Genomic DNA, 16,499 nt, shown 5'->3' with positions numbered 1-16,499 from the left:
GGCGCCGCAGAGGGCCCGCCGGAACGCGCGGCGCCGTCAGGGCACCCGTGGGCGGTCACCGGCCGGTGGATCCAGCCCCAAGGATGAACACAAATTCCACACAACCCCTCTTCATAACGGCTCCCATGGTCTAGATTGACCTTGCTTCAGCCGTTCGGCCATGAGGCGACCAGCAATGATCTTTGAGTCCGGCGCCGCGGAGAGCCAGCGGTCACGTCCCGGCGCCGGACGTGGGGGTGGTCGATTCTCGGATTTCGAGGGGGCTTTGGGTGCGGGGAGCACCCCGGATCCCGACGGGTTCCCGCGCACCTCGGGAGTCCGGCAGGACAGACGAGTCCGCCGTCGCCGGGGTGGGTCGTTCACGTAGTTCCGGAACAGCCGGGACGTCATGCGCGGGGGCGGGGGCCTTCCGGGGGGAGGAACGGCGCGGCACGGGGGGCGGGGGCCTCCCGGGTGGAGAAACGGTGTCAGGGGAACACGTCGAACCACTGGGGACCTGGGGGGTTCTGTGCGGCAAGGGGGATTACTCAGCCCGTTTCCGTCGGCGCACGGTCGGCCGGCGAACGGGACCATCAGCAGACCCGCGATCGAGTGGGAACAGCGGTACCGCCGTACCGTGATCACCAGCGATACCGTGACCACGGCCTTCGTGGTGGCGGCGATCGGCAACTTCTTCGGGGCCCGGGACGCGGCCAACTGGCACGAGAAGTGGGGAATCCTCGCCTTCGGCACCTGGCTGCTGGTGCTGGGGACGCTCGCGGTGAGCCGGTCGTGGGCTCCGGCCGTGCTCGGCCAGGGCGCCGAGGAGTTCCGCCGGCTCGGACGCTCGCTGTTCGCGGCGACCGTCGTCCTGGCGCTCGGCGGAATCGCCCTCACCTCGCGCAACATCAAGCTCTGGATCTTCGTCGCGATCCCCGCGATCGCGCTCGTCACCATGACCGCGCGGTACGTGCTGCGCCTCGGACTGCACCGGCAGCGCAAGGAGGGACGGTGCCTGAGACCGGTGCTCGCCGCCGGGAGCCCGGCCACCGTGCGCGACCTGATCACCCGGACCCGCAAGTTCCCGCACCTCGGCTGGCGGGTGGACGCGGTGTGCACGACGGACGGTCTCGGTCCCGACGGTGACCAGCTGGACGGAGTGCCGGTCGTCGGCCGGCTGTCGGACGTCGCCGATCACGTCCGCCGCGACGGCTACCGTGTCGTCGCGGTCACACCGGACCCGCACTGGTCACCGGACCGGCTGCAGCGATTGGCCTGGAACCTCGAGGGCAGCGACGCCGACATGGTCGTGGCCCCCGTGCTGATGGAGGTGGCCGGCCCGAGACTGCACATCGACGCGGTGCTCGGGATCCCGCTGCTGCGGGTCAGCATGCCGGCCTTCACCGGGGGCCGCCGGGCGGTCAAAGGGGTCGTCGACCGTCTGGGAGCGGCGGTCCTGCTGGTGCTGTTCGCGCCGCTGATGGTGTTCGTCGGGCTGCTCGTGGTGGCGGACAGCCGGGGCGGGGCGTTCTACCGCCAGCGCAGGGTCGGCAAGGACGGCCGCGAGTTCACCATGCTCAAGTTCCGCACCATGGTCGTCGGGGCCGACCGGGCACGCGCCGAGCTGGCCGACCGCAACGAGGGCGCCGGCCTGCTGTTCAAGCTCCGCCGGGATCCGCGGGTCACCCGGGTGGGAGCGGTGCTGCGCCGGTACTCGGTCGACGAGCTCCCGCAGCTCTTCAATGTGCTCACCGGATCGATGTCGCTCGTCGGTCCGCGGCCTCCGCTGCCGGAGGAGTCGGCCGCGTACGGCCCCGACATCCGGCGGCGGCTGCTGGTCAAGCCCGGACTCACCGGCCTGTGGCAGATCAGCGGACGCAGCGACCTGTCGTGGGAGGAAACGGTCCGGCTGGACCTGCGGTACGTGGAGGACTGGTCGCTCGCCCTGGACACGGTGATCCTGTGGAAGACGCTGCGTGCGGTGCTCCACGGGCAGGGCGCCTACTGATGCGCGGGAACCGTCGTCCGGCCGCGCGGACCGCAGGCCGACGGGGCCTGCCTGGGGGGAGGAACGGGACATGAGAGTCAGCGTTTTCGGGCTCGGCTACGTGGGCTGTGTGTCGGCCGCGTGCCTGGCCAGCATGGGTCACGAGGTCATCGGGGTGGACGTGAACCAGGTGAAGGTCGACCTGGTCAACGACGGCAGGGCCCCGGTGGTCGAGGAGCGGATCGGCGAGCTCACCGCCGAGGTCGTGCGGACCGGGGCGTTACGCGCCACCGGCGACGTCCGCGAGGCGATCACGGACAGCGAGGTGTCGCTGGTCTGCGTGGGCACGCCGTCGGAGCCCAACGGCAGCCTGTGCACCACGTACCTGGAGCGGGTCACCGAGGAGATCGGCGCCGCGCTGGCCGAGCGGGGCGGGCGGCACACGGTCGTGTTCCGCAGCACCATGCTCCCGGGCACCTGCCTGAACCTGCTGGTGCCGATCCTGGAGAAGTACGTCGGCGGCACCGCCGGGGTGGACCTCGGGGTCGCGGTCAACCCGGAGTTCCTGCGCGAGGGCACCAGCGTGCGGGACTTCTTCGACCCGCCCAAGACCGTCATCGGCGAACTCGACGCGGCCAGCGGCGACGTGGTGGCGGCGCTGTACGACGGCCTGCCCGGCGAGGTGTTCCGGGTGCCGGTCCCGACCGCCGAGGCGATCAAGTACGCGGACAACGCGTTCCACGGCCTCAAGATCGGCTTCGCGAACGAGCTGGGCGCGGTCTGCCAGGCCCTCGGGGTGGACTCGCACCAGGTGATGGACGTGTTCCTGGCCGACCGCAAGCTGAACATCAGCCCCGCCTACCTGCGGCCCGGCTTCGCCTTCGGCGGCTCCTGCCTGCCCAAGGACCTGCGCAGCCTGGTCCACGCGGCGCGGCGCGCCGACGTTTCGGTGCCCATCCTCTCCCACGTGCTGCCCTCCAACGCCGACCACCTGCAGCGCGCGGTGGAGCTGGTCGAGCGCACCGGCAGGCGCCGGGTGGGGATGTTCGGGCTGTCCTTCAAACCCGGCACCGACGACCTCCGCGAGAGCCCGCTCGTCGAGCTGGCCGAGAGGCTCTTCGGGAAGGGGTACGACCTGAGGATCCACGACGCCAACGTGAGCCTCTCCCGGCTGATCGGCGCGAACCGCGAGTACATCGAGACCCGGCTGCCGCACCTCGCGCAGCTGCTCGCGGACTCCGTCGAGGAGGTGCTCGAGCACGCCGAGGTGTGCCTGGTCGGGACCAGGGACCCGGCCGTGCTGTCGGCGCTGCCCCATGGCGGCGGCCCGGTGATCATCGATCTCGTCCGCCTTCCCGACGCCGAGGCGCGCCGGGCCGAACCGGGGTACGTGGGCCTTGCCTGGTGACACGCCTTTCGATGACACAGCCAGTGGTGACGGGCCGGGCCGGCGCGCGCTGATCCTGGTGGAGAACCTGTCGGTGCCGTTCGACCGGCGGGTGTGGCAGGAGTGCACGACGCTGCGCGACGCGGGCTGGGAGGTGCACGTCATCTGCCCGCAGGGGAGCAAGCGGGACACGGAACCGGAGGCCGAGATCGACGGGGTGCGGATCCACCGCTACCCGTTGCGCGCGGCGACCGGAGGGCCGGCCGGCTATCTGCGGGAGTACGGATCGGCGCTGTGGCACACGTTCCGGCTGGCCCGGAGGGTCGGCCCGGTGGACGTGGTGCACGCCTGCAACCCGCCCGACCTGCTGTTCCTGCCGGCCCTGTGGCTGAAGCGGCACGGCGCGCGGTTCGTCTTCGACCAGCACGACCTGGTGCCCGAGCTGTACCTCTCCCGGTTCGGCCGCGGCGAGGACCTGCTGCACCGCGCCGTGTGCGCGCTGGAACGGCGGACCTACCGGGCCGCGGACATCGTGCTCGCCACCAACGAGAGCTACCGGGACGTCGCGGTGCGCCGGGGCGGGAAGCGGCCGGAGGACGTCTTCGTGGTGCGCAGCGCGCCCGACACCGCGCGGTTCCACCCCGTGCCGCCGGAGCCGGAGCTCAAGCGCGGCAAGCCCCATCTGCTGTGCTACCTCGGCGTCATGGGACCGCAGGACGGCGTCGACTACGCCCTGCGGGCCCTCGCGAAGCTGCGCGACGAGGTCGGGCGGACCGACTGGCACGCGGTGTTCGTCGGCGGCGGCGACACCTTCGACGCGATGGTGGAGCTGTCCCGGCGGCTCGGGCTCTCGGAACAGGTGCAGTTCACCGGACGCGTCCCGGACGCCGACCTGGTGCGCTACCTGTCCACCGCGGACGTGTGCCTCTCCCCCGACCCGCGCAATCCGCTCAACGACGTGTCGACCATGAACAAGGTCCTGGAGTACATGGTGATGGGCCGGCCGGTCGTCTCGTTCGAGCTGAAGGAGGCACGGGTCTCCGCCGGTGACGCCGCCGTCTACGCGCCCGACGACGACGAGGGCGAGTTCGCCCGGCTCATCGCGCTGCTGCTGGACGATCCGGAGAAGCGGGCGCGGATGGGCAAGACCGGCCAGGAGCGGATCAACGGGCCGCTCTCCTGGCGGAACTCGCAGGCGTCGCTGCTCGCCGCCTACGCCGCCGCCTGCCGTGACCGCGCTCCGGTGTCGGCGGGTGCCCCGTACCGGGCAGGGAGAAGGCCGCGCCGTTGAGCGATGACACGATACGCCTGGTCACGATCGGGCGGATTATCCGTCGGCGTTGGCGGCTCCTCACCGTCCTCGCCGTGGTGGGCGCGCTCGTCGGCTACGGCGCCTCGCTGCTGTTCCCGCCGCGGTACACGACGTCGGCGTCGGTACTGCTGCCGGGGGCGTGGGAGGAGCGCGAGCTGCTGACCCAGGCGGAGATCGCGACCAGTTCGGTGGTGATCGACCGCACGGCCGCCGCGCTCGGCCGGAGCGGGGCGGGCGGCGGAGAGCTGCGGGACCGGGTGAGCGCCGAGGTCGCCGACGGGAACATCATCAAGCTCTCGGGCACGGCCGACACCCCGGAGCGGGCGCAGCGGCTCTCCGACGAGGTGGCCGGGCAGTTCGTCGCCTTCGCCGCGCGGCTCACCGGCGACGACCCCGAATCGGCGGCCGGGCCGGAGGCGCTGCGGAAGAAGGTGGAGGAGACCAACCGCCGCATCACCGACCTGGCCGAGGCGGCCGATCCGGGGCGGACCGTCGAGAGCGTGCAGGCCCGCACCGAGCTCGAGAAGCTGCGGACCGCGCTGCTGGAGGCCATGAAGAAGCTGGACGAGGCCGATCCGGCGACCGACCGGGCCGGCATGGTCGTCATGGGGCCGGCGGCCCGGCCGGCCGGTGAGACACCGCCGACGAGGACGCAGCTCGTCGTCGCCGGGGCGCTGCTGTCCTTCCTGCTCGCGGTCATCGGCCATCTCGCCGCCGCACGGATGAGCCGCCGGCTGCGCACCGAACCGGAGATCGCCGCGGCGCTGGGCTCGGCGCTGCTGGGTGCCGTCGACGTACCCGGTGAACGGCCCGCCCGCCGGCCGGGAGGCAGCGGCCCGTGGGCCCGGATCCGCCGGCTGCTGGGCGCCGACGTCCGGTGGGACCTGCCGGCCCCGCAGGCGTCCGGCGACGAGGCCAGCCGACGGATCCGCTACCGGCGGGTGTGCGCCCGCCTCCGGGACCGGCTGCCGGCCCCCCGGCGGCTGCTGGTCGTCGTCCCGGACGGCGACGAGATCGCCCACCGGGCCGCCGGGCGGCTCGTCGCCGAGGCCGGGGGTGATCCGCTGCTGCGGACGGTGGGGATCTCGGTCTCCCGGCCGATGGTGCCGGACCACGCCGACGAGTCCGGCGCCCTGGTCGTGCTCAGCTCGGGCAGCTGGACCGCGGGGGAGCTCGCCGGCGTCGCGGAGGCGTGTGCGGACGCGGGGCACGAGGTCGTCGGCGTCGTCGTCGCCGGCACGGTCCTGGCCCGTCCGGTACGGTCCGCCGCCCCTCCCCCCGACGACGAGGCCGCTTCGGCGCTCGCGGTCCACGGTCCCGCGACGGGAGGTTCGGTGTGACGACGAACAGGACTTCGGAGCCGTCGGCCGCCGCTCCGCTGCTGGATCTGCAGGCGCTGGTGGTCGCGGTGCGCAGGCGCCGCCGCCTCTGGTGCTCCCTGGCGCTGCTGGGGCTGCTGGCCGGCGCGGCGGTGGCGGTCCTGCTGCCGCCGCCGCCGAGCGCGGTGACCAAGGTGCTGGTCGCGCATCAGGAGGACCAGCCGAACGACACCGGAACGCTGATCCGCACCGACGTCGCGCTGCTGGGGACCACGCGGATCGCCGGCGCGGCCCTGCGGTCCCTCGGCTCCCAGGAGAGCCCGGAGGACTTCATGCGGGACTACCGGGGCACCGGCCTGACCAACAACCTGCTGCAGATCGACGTGACGGGCGACAGCGAGGCGGAGGCGGTGGCCCGCGCCGGGGCGCTGGCCGACGCGTTCGTCGCGGACCACGTACGGCGGATACGGGAAGCCGCGAACGCCGAGGCCAAGAGCCTGCTCGACCAGCGTGACCGCATGCGGAAGGAGCTCGCCGAGGTCAACGAGGCGATCGGGGACGGGCCGCCGGAGACCGACCCGACGGCGTCGGCGGACCTCGAGTCGCTCTTCGCCCGCCGGGCCGAACTCACCTCGCGGATCGCCGACTTCGACCAGCGGGCCGCGGAGGCGCGCATGGGCACGCCCCGGCTCGTCGCCGGCACGCAGATCGTGGACGCACCGCGCGCGGTGCGGCACTCCCTGCCCAGGACCGCCGCCACCGACGCCGCGATCGGGCTCGTCCTCGGGCTCGCCCTCGGGCTCGCGGTGGCCGCGGTCGGCGCGGTGGTGGCGGACCGCCCCGTGCTGCGGCGGGAGATCGCGGCGAACCTCGGCGCCTCGGTGATCGCGGAGCTGCCCCGCGCGCGCCGCCGGCCGGCCGGGATGTGGCGGCGCCGGCGGATCCGGGCGGCACGGACACGGCTCACCGTGTCCCTGGCCCGCACCGTGCGCGGCTCCGCGGAACCGGTGTCGCTGCTGGAGCTGGGCTGTGCGCGCGACGCGAGCGTGATCGCCCTGGACGTCGCCCGGGAACTGGCGGCGGACGGGCCGGTGACCGTCGTCGACGGTCTGCCCGGACCGCAGCTCTCCGGCCGCCGCCCGCAGCCGGGCGACCCGGCCGTGGTCGGCGGAGAGCGTGCCGCGGCCGTGCCGCCGCAGGAGCGCCGGCTCGGCGTCGGCTCGGTGGCGCCCGGCACGGCGTGGACCGACCTCCAGTACCTCGGCACCCGGACCGTGCTCGTCGTGCGGGCCGGGCACGGCAGCGCCGCATGGCTGCACACCGTGGCGCGGCAGCTCGCGGACCAGCACATCGCGGTGACCGGCGTGGTGCTGATCGACCCCGACCCGCGGGACCGGACCGACGGCACGCTGTGGGACGGGGCGTACACCGTGCAGCGCGGCCGCGGCGAGCGGCCGGCCCGGCGGAACGGCGGGGGTCCCTCCCATGCCGTCCGGGCCGTGGGAGAGGGCCGGCCACGGACGGAGCGGCTGCCGACGCCGGCGGCCCGGGTCCCGGACAGCGACCAGGAGGCGCGGTAGGACATGTGTGGCATCGCAGGCACGTACCGGTGGCCGGACGGGAAGGCCGTGACCGACCGGCTCACCGACACCCTCGCCCACCGCGGACCGGACGGGGCGGGCCGGTACAGCCATCCCGCCGGTGACGGCGAGGTGCACCTGGGGCACCGCCGGCTGGCCGTCATCGACCTGTCCGGCACCGGCGCCCAGCCGATGGTCTCGGACGGCCTCGTCCTGACGTACAACGGCGAGCTGTACAACGCGCCCGAGCTGCGCGCGGAGCTGGCCGCCGCCGGGGTGCGCTTCCGCGGCACCTCCGACACCGAGGTGCTGCTCGAGGCCTGGCGGCGCTGGGGCACGGACTGCCTGCCCCGGCTGCGCGGCATGTTCGCGTTCGGGGTCTTCGACGAGCGGACCGGCGAGCTGGTGCTCGCCCGCGACCAGCTCGGCATCAAGCCGCTGTTCCTGCTCCGGCGCGGCGGGGGCCTGGTGTTCGCCTCCGAGCTGAAGGCGCTCGCCGCCGCGACCGGCGGGTCGCTGGAGGTGGACCGTGCGGCGCTGGTGGCCTCGCTGCTGTACTACTGGGTGCCGGACTCGCGGTGCGCGTTCCGCGAGGCGGAGAAGCTGCCGCCGGGGAGCTGGCTGCGGTGCCGGCCCGACGGCCGGGTGGAGCGCGGCCGGTTCTGGAACCTGCGGGACGTCGCCGCCGAGGGCCGGGAGCGGGCCCGGGTGGGTGAGCGGCCGGACCTGGCCGCCGTCGTCGAGGAGTCGACCCGACGGCACCTGCTCTCCGACGTGCCCGTGGCGACCTTCCTCTCCGGCGGTCTCGACTCCAGCTATCTGACCGCGCTGGCGGCCCGCGACCGGCCCGGGATCTCCGCCTACACGATCGGGTTCCGCGCCGAGGACGCCAGGTTCGAGGCGATGCCGGACGACCTGCGGTACGCCCGGCAGGTGGCCGGGCGGTTCGGCGTCGACCTCCACGAGATCGAGATCGCCCCGGACGTGCTCGACCTGCTGCCGCGGATGACGTACCACCTGGACGAGCCGATCGGCGACCCCGCCGCGATCAACACGTTCCTGATCTGCTCGGCCGCGCGGGAGGCCGGGGTCAAGGTGATGCTCTCGGGGATGGGCGCCGACGAGCTGTTCGCCGGGTACCGCAAGCACCTGGCCAACCTGCTCGCGCTGCGCTACCAGCGCGTCCCGCGTCCCCTGCGGCGCGGAGTGTCGGGGGTCGTGGACCGGCTGCCGGTCGCCACGTCCCGCCGGGGGTACCGGTCGGTGCGCTTCGCGAAGCGGTTCCTCTCCTTCGCCGACCTGCCGGAGGAGACCGCGTTCCGGCGCAGCTACACCATGTACGACCGGGACGAGCTGCTCGCCCTGGTCGACCCGGACCTGGCCGGGGCGGTCGACGACGTGCTGACCGAGCACGCGGACACCTATCAGGACAACGACCTCGACGACTTCGTCAACCGCATGTGCCTGGGCGACGCCCGGATGTTCCTGCCGGGCCTGAACCTTGCCTACACGGACCGCTCGAGCATGGCCGCGTCGACCGAGGTGCGGGTGCCGTACGTGGACGTCGAGGTGGTGAAGGCGGCGTTCGCCTTCCCCGGTGACCGCAAGATCGTCGGACGGCAGGGCAAGGCCGTCCTCAAGGAGGCGGCCGTCTCGGTCCTGCCCCGGGAGATCGTGTACCGGCCCAAGGGGCTGTTCAGCGCCCCGCTGCGCGCCTGGATGAGCCGGGACCTGGCACCGCTGGTGCGCGAGGTGGTGCACGACGGTCTGCTCGTCGGTTCCGGGTTCCTGCGCCGCGACGCGCTGGCGCGGATGGTCGCCGAGGACGCCGCCGGGCACCGGGACTTCTCCAAGCATCTGTGGCATGTGCTGACCCTCGAGTACTGGTATCGCGACGCGACCTCCGGGTCCGGCCAGAGCACTCGGTTGACGGCTTAGGAATCAGGGGAGTTCGCGTGAAGCAGGTCGTACAGAACTACAAGAGCGGCGAGCTGGCGGTGCTCGACGTGCCGGTGCCGGGGTGCAAGCCGGGCGGTGTGCTGGTCCGCACCGCCTACTCGCTGATCTCCACCGGGACCGAGCTCATGAAGGTGTCCGAGGCCGGCATGTCGATGCTGGGCAAGGCCCGTTCCCGGCCGGACCAGGTGGCCAAGGTGGTGCAGAGCGTGGCCGTCAACGGGGTGCCCGCCACCTACCGCAAGGTGATGGGCAAGCTGGACTCCTACACGCCGCTGGGCTACTCGCTGTGCGGGGTGGTCGAGCAGGTCGGCGCCGGGATCGACGACGTGAAGGCCGGCGACCTGGTGGCCTGCGCCGGCAACGAGCACGCGCTGCACGCCGAGCTGAACTGGGTGCCGAAGAACCTCTACGTCCCGGTGCCGGACGGCCTCGCGCCGCGGCACGCCGCCTTCGGCACCGTCGGGTCGATCGCGCTGCAGGGCGTCCGCCAGGGCGAGCCGCAGCTCGGCGAGGTGGCGCTGGTCGTCGGCCTCGGGCTGATCGGGCAGCTGGTGGTGCAGCTGCTCACCGCCTCCGGGGTCCGCGTCGTCGGGGCCGACCCCGACCCGGTGCGCTGCGAGCTCGCCGCGCGTCTGGGCGCGGCGGCCTGCGGCGATCCCGCGTCCGCGGCCGTGGAGAGCGCCGTCGCCGAGCTCACCGGCGGGCACGGCGTGGACCAGGTGTACCTGGCCGCCGGCGGCGGCAGCAACCAGCCCGTCGAGCTGGCCGCCAGGCTGAGCCGGGACCGCGGCCGGGTCGTCGACATCGGCAAGTGCCGCCTGGACCTGCCGTGGAACGCGTACTACGAGAAGGAGCTCGACGTCCGGTTCTCCCGTTCGTACGGTCCCGGGCGCTACGACCCGGAGTACGAGCTCGAGGGGCGGGACTACCCGATCGGCTACGTGCGCTGGACCGAGCGCCGCAACCTGGCGTGCTTCCTCGACCTCATGGCCCGCGGCAGCGTCGACGTGGAGCCCCTGGTCTCCCGCGTCGCCGACTTCGACGACGCCGTCGAGACGTACCGGAGCCTGCAGGACGGCGAACTGAAGGCCGTGGCCGTGCTGTTCCGGTACCCCGGGCAGGAGGGCGAGGCGGAGGCCCCGGTGGTGGCCGTGCCCGCCGTGCACGTGAAGCGGAGTCCGGCGAGGGCCGCCGGGACGCCGGTGCGCCTGGCGTTCGTCGGCGCGGGCAACTACGCGTCGTCGATGCTGCTGCCGCACCTGGCGCGGCGCGACGGCGTCGAGCTGTCGACGGTCGTCACCACGACGGCGCTGTCCGCGGCCAACGCCCAGCGGAAGTTCGGCTTCGCCGGGGCGACCACCGATCTCGACGCCGTGCTCGGCGACGAGTCGATCGACGCGGTGTTCGTGGTCACCCGGCACAGCTCGCACGCCGAACTGACCCGGAAGGCGCTGCTGGCCGGCAAGGCGGTGTTCGTGGAGAAGCCGCTGGCGCTCACGGGGGACGAACTGGCCGGGGTGCTCGCGGCGGTGGAGGAGTCCGGCAACGACCGGCTGCAGGTGGGCTTCAACCGCCGGTTCGCGCCGCTGCTGCAGGAGGCCAGGAAGCGGTTCGGTGCCCGGAGCGGTCCGGCGAGCCTGCGCTACCTCGTCAACGCGGGCCGCCTCGACCAGGGCAGCTGGTACCTCCGGCAGGGCACCGAGGGTTCGCGGTTCGCCGGTGAGGGCGGGCACTTCGTCGACACGGCGAGCTGGCTGCTGGAGGCCGACCCGGTCTCGGTGTACGCGGTCGCCCCGTCCGGCAACGAGGACCTCCAGGTCGTCCTGCGCTACCCGGACGGGTCCACCGCCACGATCAGCTACGTCACCACCGGATCGTCCGGGTTCCCCAAGGAGACGCTGGACCTCCTCGCGGACGGCAGGGTGCTGCGGCTCGACGACTTCGTCCGGGCGTCGGTGTTCGTGGACAGAGGGGTCGGCCGCAAGCGGTGGGTCAGTTCGCGGCTGCCCAAGGCCCGGGACAAGGGCCAGAACGCCGAACTGGCCGCGTTCGTCAAGGCCGTGCGGACCGGCGGGCCGATGCCGGTGCCGCTTCAGTCGCTGGCCGCCACCACGGCGGCCACCCTCGCCGTGCAGGCCTCCCTGGCCGCGGGCGCGCCGGTGACGCTGGCGGGGGCGCGATGAGCATGGGCGCGGGCTGGTACCTGCGGCGGCTGTCCCGGATGGGGCCGCGGGAGGTCGGCGGCCGGGCGGGCGACGCGGTGCGCAGACGGCGGTGGCGGTCGGCGCCGCCGGACTGCCCGACCGTGACCGGCGCCCGGTTCACCGCGGTCCTGCCCGCGGGAACGATCGCCGCGATACCGCCGGACGCCGCGAAACGTCTCGTCGCCGAGGCGGACCGGCTGATGGCCGGGCGCGCCGAGTACTTCGGGGTGGTCCGCGACGACCTGGCCGACCCGGACTGGTGGTACGACCCGAAGACCGGGCGCCGGGCCCCGGAGGGCTACGCGTTCGACGTGCCGTACCGGGACGAGGACGCGGTCGGGGACATCAAGCAGATCTGGGAGCCGTCCCGGCACCAGTACCTCACCGTACTCGCCGCCGCCTACGCGGTCACCGGGGACGAGCGGTACGCCGAGCGGGTGGCGGCGCATCTGCGGTCGTGGTGGGCGGCCAACGCGCCGCTGCGCGGGGTGCACTGGACCAGCGGCATCGAGCTGGGGATCCGGCTGCTGTCCTGGGTGTGGATCCGCCGGCTGCTCGACGGCTGGCCGGGCGCGGCCGCCCTGTTCGAGGGCGACCCGGTGGCGGTGCGCCAGATCTGGCACCACCAGCGCTGGCTGGCCGCCTTCCCCAGCCGGGGGTCCTCGGCGAACAACCACGTCATCGCCGAGGCCGCCGGGCAGTTCGCCGCGGCCTGCGCGTTCGGGTGGTTCCCCGAATCGGAGCGCTGGCGGACCGACGCGCTGCGGTCGCTGGAGCGGCAGCTGCGGGCCAACACCTTCGGCTCCGGCCTCAACCGCGAGCTGGCCACCGAGTACCACGGCCTGGTGCTGGAGCTCGGTCTGGCCGCGCTGGCCGAGGCGGACGCCGCCGGTGTGCCGGTCCCCGCGACCGTCCGGCTGGTGCTGCTGCGGATGACCGACGCGCTCGCGGCCGTCGTGGACGGCCGGCTGCGGCCGCCGCGCCAGGGGGACGCGGACGACGGGCACGGTCTGGTCGTGGACGGCGCCGGCACCGACCGCTGGGCCTCGCTGCTGGCCACCGGGGACCCCGTGTTCGGCCGGCTCGCCTGGTGGCCGGAGGTGACCGGCACCGATGTGCGCACCCCGCTGCTGGCCGCGCTCGTCGAGCCCGCCGGACCGTCCGTGACCCGTCCGGCGAGCCGGCCGGCCCACTTCGCCGACGCGGGGCTCACCATCCTGCGCGGTCCGGGGGAGATCTGGTGCCGCTGCGACGGCGGCCCGCACGGATTCCTGTCCATCGCCGCGCACGCCCACGCGGACGCGCTGTCCGTGGAGGTCCGGCACGACGGGGTCGACGTGCTCGCCGACCCGGGGACGTACTGCTACCACGGGCAGCCCGAGTGGCGGCGGTACTTCCGGTCGACCCTCGGCCACAACACCCTGCAGCTGGACGGCGGCGACCAGTCCGTCTCCGGCGGCCCGTTCCTGTGGACCCGGCACGCCCGCAGCCGCGTCCTGGCCGTGGACACGTCCGGCGGGGAGGTGTCCCGCTGGTGCGCCGAGCACGACGGTTACCGGCCCACCGTGCACCGCCGCCGGGTGGAACTGATCTCCGTGACGCGGGAGTTGAGGGTGGTCGACGAGGTGCGCGGCCCGCGCCGGGCCGTGCGCCTGGCGTTCCACCTCGGCCCGGCGGTCACCGCGGACCTGACGGGGAACCGGGCACGGCTCATCTGGACCCGGGACGGCGAGGACCGCTCCGCGGTGCTCGACCTGCCCGGGCAGCTGTCCTGGCGGGCGCACCGGGGCGAGAGCGACCCGCCGCTGGGCTGGTACTCCGCCGGCTTCGGGCGCAGGGAACCCGCCACCACGCTGGTGGGCACCGGCTCCAGCGGCGGCGCGGAGAAGTTCACCACCGTCCTCGGATTCCGCGGCTAGGGGGGCGCGTGGGGATCAAGTGGCGGCACTGGGCGTTACCGGCCGCGTCGCTGGCGCTGGTCCTGCCGGCGGCGGCCGGCTGCACGGGCGCGCCGGACGACGCCCGCCCCGAGCCGACCGGTGCGCCGTCCGCGTCCGGTGCGCCGGCCACGGCCGGGGCCCGGGTGTGCGCGAAGCCCGCGGCCGGTCCGGCGAAGGCGCCGGCGGGCGCGGTGACGGTCGACCCCTCGGTCGTCGGCGACCTGGCCGCGAAGACCGAGAGCAGCCCCGCGCACACCACGTTCTGGCTCCGGCCGGGCACGCACCGGCTCGCGCCGGAACGCTACGCCCAGGTCGTCCCCAAGGAGGGCAACCGCTACCTCGGCGCGCCGGGCGCGGTGCTCGACGGCCGGAGGACCAGCCAGTACGCGTTCGGCGGCGATGCCCGCGACGTCACCGTCCGCCACCTGACCGTGCAGCACTTCGTCGCCCCGCACGACGAGGGCGTGGTCAACTCCGGCTCGGCCGACGGGTGGGTGATCGAGCACACGAGGATCCAGTACAACTCCGGCGCCGGGATGATGGCCGGCAACCGCCAGCGGATCCGCGGCAACTGCCTGCGCGGCAACGGCCAGTACGGCCTGAACGCGTACAAGTCCACCGGCATCGAAGGCCTGGTGGTCGAGGGCAACGAGATCACGGACAACAACCGCGACGACTGGGAGAGGCGCAAGCCGGGCTGCGGCTGCACGGGAGGCGCCAAGTTCTGGGCCGTCGACGGCGCGGACGTACGCGGCAACTGGGTGCACGACAACCGCGGACCCGGGTTGTGGGCGGACACCAACAACAACGACTTCCGCATCGAGGACAACGTGCTCGAGGCCAACGACGGCGCCGCGCTGATCTACGAGATCAGCTACAACGCGGTCATCCGGAACAACATGATCCGGCGGAACAACTGGGTCGAGGGCCGCAGGTCCGCCGAGCGCGGCGACACCTTCCCGTACGCGACCGTCTACCTGTCGGAGGCCGGCGGCGAACCACGGGTCCGGGCCCGCACCGACAAGATCGACGTCCACCGGAACGTGCTGGAGAACAACTGGAACGGGATCACCCTGTGGGAGAACGCCGACCGGTTCTGCAACAGCCCGGCCAACACCTCCTCCGGTGACTGCACGCTGCTGGTGGAGGACACCGACCGCTGCGCACAGCCGGCGATCGCCACCGCACCGCTCCACGCCGACTGCCGGTGGAGGACCCAGCGGGTGGACATCCACGACAACCGCTTCGTGCTGGACAAGTCCGTCGTCGGGTGCACGGTGCGGTGCGACCGCATGGCGGTGCTGGCCAACTACGGCACCTACCCCGACTGGTCGCCGTACAAGGGCGACCGGGTGGCCGAGGCGATCACCCTCGAGCAGCACAACCGCTGGCACGACAACGTCTACGCCGGGCCGTGGAACTTCGTCGTCCACGACCCGAGCCGGGTGATCGACCCCGGGCAGTGGCAGGCCGCGCCGTACCGGCAGGACGAGGGCAGCACCTTCCGCCCACGGGCCGGTGATTGAGATGACCGGGACCCCGATGCGCGGTGGGCCGCCGGGCGCACCGGACACGGCGGGCACGCGGCCCGGCGCCGGCCCGCTCCCCGCCGGCCCGCCGAGGACCGTCGGGATCGTCTGGGCGCTGCTGGGCCTCAACACGCTCGGCTCCACCGGGGCGCAGACCATCGTCCCGCTGCCCCGTTCCCTCATCCAGCTGGTCACCATGGGCGCGCTGGTCGCCGCGTTCGCGCTGGCGCTCGTGCTCAACCGCCCGCTGCGCGTCAGGGCCAGCGCCTTCGTGTTCCTGCTCACCCTGCTGCTGGTGCCGAGCGTGATCTCCAGCGCGGACCCGGAGTCCGGGGCCGGCGCGCTGTTCCGCTGCGCCCGGCTGGCCGTCTTCGTCGGCACGCTGTGGCTGCTCACCCGGTGGTGGGACGGCGGCCTGACGTTCGTCCGGTACCACATCCGGATGTACTTCGCGGTGCTCGGGTCGGCGGTGGCCGGCCTGGCCGTCTCGCCGGGCACGGCCATGCCCGAGCTCTACGGCGGGCGGCTGGTCGGCGCGTTGTGGCCGCTCACCCCGCCGCAGATCGGCCAGTACTCGGCGGTGATCATCGGGCTCACCGTGCTGCTCGTCCTGGGCCGCCGGACCGACCGGGCCGGTGCGGCGGTGGTCATCGTGCCCTCCCTCGCCGTGCTCGCGCTGACCCACACCCGGACGGCCACGGTGGGCCTGCTCGTCGGGCTGACACTGGCGATCGGTTCGCTCGTCCTGACCAGCGCCGCCGCCCGCCGGTTCTTCGCCTGGGCGGTGCTCGTCGCCGCGGTGGCCGCGGTGGGGTTCGCCTCCGCGCTGCGGGCGTGGTTCCTGCGCGGACAGACCGAGGAGAACTTCACCAGCCTCACCGGCCGGGCCAAGGTCTGGGACGCCCTGCTGGCGGCACCCCGGACGACCGCGGAGAAGCTGTTCGGCACGGGCCTGGGCGACAAGTCGTTCGACGGGCTGCCCATCGACAACAGCTGGCTGGCCGTTTACCACGAGCAGGGTCTGACCGGCATCACCGTCGTGGCGGCGTTCATCGCCGTGCTGGGCGGTGTCGCGCTGCTGCGGCCACCGTCGCTGCCGAGGGCCTGCGCGATCTTCCTGATCAGTTACGTGGCGATCTCGTCGTACACCGAGGCCGGGCTGGGTGACGCCTCGCCGTACCTGCTGCACCTGGCCCTGGCGGCCTCGCTGCTGGCGGCGCCCGCCGCGGCCGCGCCCCTCACGACGCCCGCAGTTCCCCGACGACGTGTCCCGCGCTGGGCCCGGGACCGGAGGTGACCTCAC

The 16,499-nt window shown here is 73.6% G+C and carries 10 protein-coding genes; all 10 read left to right on the top strand.

Annotation, left to right across the window (positions count from 1 at the left end; all coding sequences use genetic code 11):
• Positions 1–508: 508 nt before the first annotated feature.
• Complete coding sequence (locus AB0A94_RS15445) at positions 509–1,987, top strand: sugar transferase (protein ID WP_361744453.1); 1,479 nt, start codon at positions 509–511, stop codon at positions 1,985–1,987.
• A gap of 70 nt (positions 1,988–2,057) precedes the next feature.
• Positions 2,058–3,374, top strand: coding sequence for a nucleotide sugar dehydrogenase (locus tag AB0A94_RS15440; protein WP_361744450.1), 1,317 nt, complete (start codon positions 2,058–2,060; stop codon positions 3,372–3,374).
• Positions 3,364–4,644 carry a glycosyltransferase family 4 protein gene (locus AB0A94_RS15435; RefSeq protein ID WP_361744447.1) on the top strand — a complete coding sequence of 427 codons (1,281 nt, stop codon included), beginning with the start codon at positions 3,364–3,366 and terminating at the stop codon, positions 4,642–4,644. The genes AB0A94_RS15440 and AB0A94_RS15435 overlap by 11 nt, the downstream gene beginning before the upstream one ends.
• Complete coding sequence (locus tag AB0A94_RS15430; RefSeq protein WP_361744444.1) at positions 4,641–6,005, top strand: Wzz/FepE/Etk N-terminal domain-containing protein; 1,365 nt, start codon at positions 4,641–4,643, stop codon at positions 6,003–6,005. Before AB0A94_RS15435 ends, AB0A94_RS15430 begins: the two co-directional genes overlap by 4 nt.
• Complete coding sequence (locus AB0A94_RS15425; protein ID WP_361744441.1) at positions 6,002–7,564, top strand: Wzz/FepE/Etk N-terminal domain-containing protein; 1,563 nt, start codon at positions 6,002–6,004, stop codon at positions 7,562–7,564. The genes AB0A94_RS15430 and AB0A94_RS15425 overlap by 4 nt, the downstream gene beginning before the upstream one ends.
• A 3-nt stretch (positions 7,565–7,567) precedes the next feature.
• Positions 7,568–9,502: an asparagine synthase (glutamine-hydrolyzing) gene (asnB, locus tag AB0A94_RS15420; RefSeq protein ID WP_361744438.1), complete on the top strand. Its 1,935-nt coding sequence runs from the start codon at positions 7,568–7,570 to the stop codon at positions 9,500–9,502.
• 17 nt (positions 9,503–9,519) lie between these two features.
• The gene (locus AB0A94_RS15415; protein ID WP_361744435.1) at positions 9,520–11,706 is read left to right on the top strand and encodes a bi-domain-containing oxidoreductase; all 2,187 of its coding nucleotides are present in this window, start codon (positions 9,520–9,522) and stop codon (positions 11,704–11,706) included.
• Positions 11,703–13,646 carry an alginate lyase family protein gene (locus AB0A94_RS15410; RefSeq protein WP_361744432.1) on the top strand — a complete coding sequence of 648 codons (1,944 nt, stop codon included), beginning with the start codon at positions 11,703–11,705 and terminating at the stop codon, positions 13,644–13,646. The genes AB0A94_RS15415 and AB0A94_RS15410 overlap by 4 nt, the downstream gene beginning before the upstream one ends.
• 8 nt (positions 13,647–13,654) lie before the next feature.
• The gene (locus AB0A94_RS15405; RefSeq protein ID WP_361744429.1) at positions 13,655–15,193 is read left to right on the top strand and encodes a right-handed parallel beta-helix repeat-containing protein; all 1,539 of its coding nucleotides are present in this window, start codon (positions 13,655–13,657) and stop codon (positions 15,191–15,193) included.
• A gap of 1 nt (position 15,194) precedes the next feature.
• Positions 15,195–16,493: an O-antigen ligase domain-containing protein gene (locus AB0A94_RS15400; protein WP_361744426.1), complete on the top strand. Its 1,299-nt coding sequence runs from the start codon at positions 15,195–15,197 to the stop codon at positions 16,491–16,493.
• Positions 16,494–16,499: the final 6 nt, after the last annotated feature.

The sequence above is a fragment of the Streptomyces sp. NPDC044984 genome, assembly GCF_040646935.1.
Classification (GTDB): Bacteria; Actinomycetota; Actinomycetes; order Streptomycetales; family Streptomycetaceae; genus Streptomyces.
Note: the sequence above shows the minus strand (reverse complement) of the source record. Positions and strands in the feature narration are given on the sequence as shown.